This window comes from Bacillus sanguinis, from assembly GCF_018332475.1.
Lineage (GTDB): Bacteria > Bacillota > Bacilli > Bacillales > Bacillaceae_G > Bacillus_A > Bacillus_A sanguinis.
Genome location: NZ_BOQB01000420.1, coordinates 1 through 2,861 on the forward strand (window position 1 = coordinate 1; position 2,861 = coordinate 2,861).

Here is a 2,861-nt window from a genome sequence, read left to right on the forward strand (position 1 = left end):
AATAAAATCTGCTTAATTGTAACTGATGAAGAAGCTGTAACAATAACAAAAGAAATTGTTAAAACACAAACGTAATTGATTTTACAAGATCTGGGTGTTGGAGATGATGGAATTTTAAGTAAAATCACAATTCATAATACCCTTAATAATAATGGGTATGCGTCCCTATTTAATAGTAGTTATGTGACTACGAATTGAATAAAAGCGTATGTTCAAAAGTCCGGTGTTATTGATATATATCTGATACCTTACCTTGTGAACGGAGGGATTTAGTATCAGCTCCCGCTGTTCGACGTCCTACTAAGGATGAATTCCGTAAAGCTATGATTGAAACATTTGCACATGAATTACGACATTATTGGCAACATCAGACCGGTAAAATTTTCAAATATCCGTATGGTACTAGTATTCCATATGATGAACGTTGGGCTGAAAAAGATGCGAAGGATTATATGGGGAGATATTACAAGTCAGTTCAACATAAAAACTAGTTTAAATGTCGAATATGAAACGGTGAACTGCTTTACAAGTGATAATAATATGGATGATTTCCGTGATAATGGCAGTGAGAGTGTTGTGTAATAGGAGAGATACAATGAAGTTTTTTAGTAGAAGAAAAATAAAAAAAGTGCTAACACATATACAGAATAGACATAAATTATCGGTGATATGTCTTCTTTAAGACAGCTTTAATTAACGAAATCACACTTATACGAAATACTTATAAAAACATTCGCGATATGAAGGATAGAGATGCAAGAGAGTTTAAAGAGTTTGATGTTGAACTGGATGTAGATATAATAAAGATAGAAAAGAAAGATTCAATTATTCTACTGTAAATAATAATAGACAAATCCTGTTCATTATATAGGTCAGGATTTGTCATTTTTTCATGTAAATAAGGATATCTTTTGTCATGTATCTTCTCTTTTACATATTTACTTTATTTCCATACAGGATTAAGATGTTTTTTAGAAATAAAAAACTACATCATATGGAAAAGCAATATGTATTAACTCAAAAGAAATTTGAAAGGAATGAGGAATTGTGAAGAAGTTAGATGTGCTATTAATGCTATTGAGCGGCCTCTTTCCAGTTGCAGGAATTATGAAGCAAATCCCACTAGAACAGTCTTTATATATTGGAGGCCTTTTATTTTTTACTAGTTTTGGTAGCTATTTTGCGAAAAAAATATATTCACGTATATGTAGTTGGATAGCTTATGCGCCATTTATAACATTACTGTTAGTAATTTGGCATCAAGATATTTCAACAAGTTCAATTATAGCGAACGCGAAAATTGCCGCTTGTGTCGCTTTAATTCCATGTTTATTTCGTTTTCGTACATATGGACTTACTTTCGGTTTATTCGCATTATGGGCCGCTTTATTATGGGATATAAAAGAAGTACAGTCGTTAGTCATACTTGAACGTATGTCGAGCTTAATGATAAGTAATTTCAAATACCTTATGCTTTTAGTTGGCGGGCTTATATTAGGTGGGTTAATCGCCATGTTATTACACCGTAAAGAGGAAGATAATAAAGAAAATATAAATCTATTTCAACAAAAAAAGAAACGTAAAAAGCTATCATTTAAGATTCCACTTCCAAAATTACCGAAATTAAAGATGAAATTATTTAAGTTTGGTGGAAAAGTATCAAAACGAAAAACGCCAGAAAAAATACGTGAACATAATTACGAAGAACCAGCTCCAGCTGCAACATATGAAATGAGAGAGCAAATAGAACAATATCAAGAAGGTACTGCTCAAGGACAAACGAGGATGGAACGTCGTAGAAATAGGTATAATGCGTGATAAAGTGAAAAACCCCTTAATGATTAATCAATTTTAAGAAAAATCATTAAGGGGTTTTTATGTTATTAAATATAGAATTGCTAAGGTGAAATTTATAGCATACTCTAAAATCGAGAACTAAAATAAAATAATAGGAGGACAAAATGCTTATTATTACATATATTTCTGTCTGTATATTATTTTTAGTTAGCTTTTTACATGTTTATTGGGCTTTCGGAGGTAAGTGGGCGACAAGTAGTGTCATTCCAACAAAAGCTGGAGAAAAGGCGTTTAAACCAGGTATAGGGATGACATTGTTCATTGCGCTATTACTAAGTATGGCAGCGATAATTTTATTACAACAAACACATCTTGTTCATTTTGCATTCCCTAATATTATTGTTCAAACGGGATCCTGGATTTGTATGATTGTTTTTTTCATAAGAGTAATTGGTGAGTTTCATTATTTTGGAATCTTTAAACGAAAAAAAGATACGCGTTTTGCTAAATTAGATACTGTTTTATATATACCACTTTGTGGATTTTTATCTTTATCATTTTTATTAGCAATTATTATGTGAACATTAAAATTCCACTTCTTTTCTTCACAATGAATATAAACGTAAATTTGCAAGTGTAAAAGTGAGGAATCTAGGAGTGAATAAAAAGGATGTTAGCGCCTTCATATCGAATTATAGATTATTATGAAAGGCGGGTGCACGATGAAGTACGTAAAAGTTAGTATGAATGGCGGAAGTGAGCATAAATTCTCGATGACTTTAGAACGGTTTGAAGAACTTATTACAACAGAGAATGGACTATTAGAAAATAAATTAGTTAGTATTGAAAACGTAATGATTAATCCTACTAATATATCTTCTGTAGTTGAAAAAATTGGTGTACCGGCTAAGTTTATGGAAGCTTAAAAATCGGTACATAAAAAACATCCACAGGGATGTTTTTTTATTTATAAATATGATAATTGTAAAATAAATATATGAGCAGCATTTTTAGCGATACTTATACATTTGACGTGTAATAGGTGCACAATAAAATAAGTACAA

The 2,861-nt window shown here is 31.0% G+C and carries 4 protein-coding genes; all 4 read left to right on the forward strand.

Annotation, left to right across the window (positions count from 1 at the left end):
- Positions 1-323 precede the first annotated feature (323 nt).
- The 4 genes from KI369_RS27030 (at position 324) to KI369_RS27045 (ending at position 2,723) form a co-directional block, all read left to right on the forward strand.
- A complete protein-coding gene (locus KI369_RS27030) occupies positions 324-491 on the forward strand; it encodes a DUF3920 family protein (protein WP_212958646.1) in 168 nt (55 codons plus the stop codon).
- A gap of 556 nt (positions 492-1,047) precedes the next feature.
- Complete coding sequence (locus KI369_RS27035) at positions 1,048-1,818, forward strand: DUF3959 family protein (protein WP_212958648.1); 771 nt, start codon at positions 1,048-1,050, stop codon at positions 1,816-1,818.
- Positions 1,819-1,961: 143 nt separating this feature from the next.
- Positions 1,962-2,378 carry a DUF3995 domain-containing protein gene (locus tag KI369_RS27040; protein ID WP_212958650.1) on the forward strand — a complete coding sequence of 139 codons (417 nt, stop codon included), beginning with the start codon at positions 1,962-1,964 and terminating at the stop codon, positions 2,376-2,378.
- A gap of 141 nt (positions 2,379-2,519) precedes the next feature.
- Positions 2,520-2,723 (forward strand): hypothetical protein, encoded by a 204-nt coding sequence (locus KI369_RS27045; RefSeq protein ID WP_000878375.1) that lies wholly within the window; start codon positions 2,520-2,522, stop codon positions 2,721-2,723.
- The last annotated feature ends 138 nt before the right edge of the window (positions 2,724-2,861 follow it).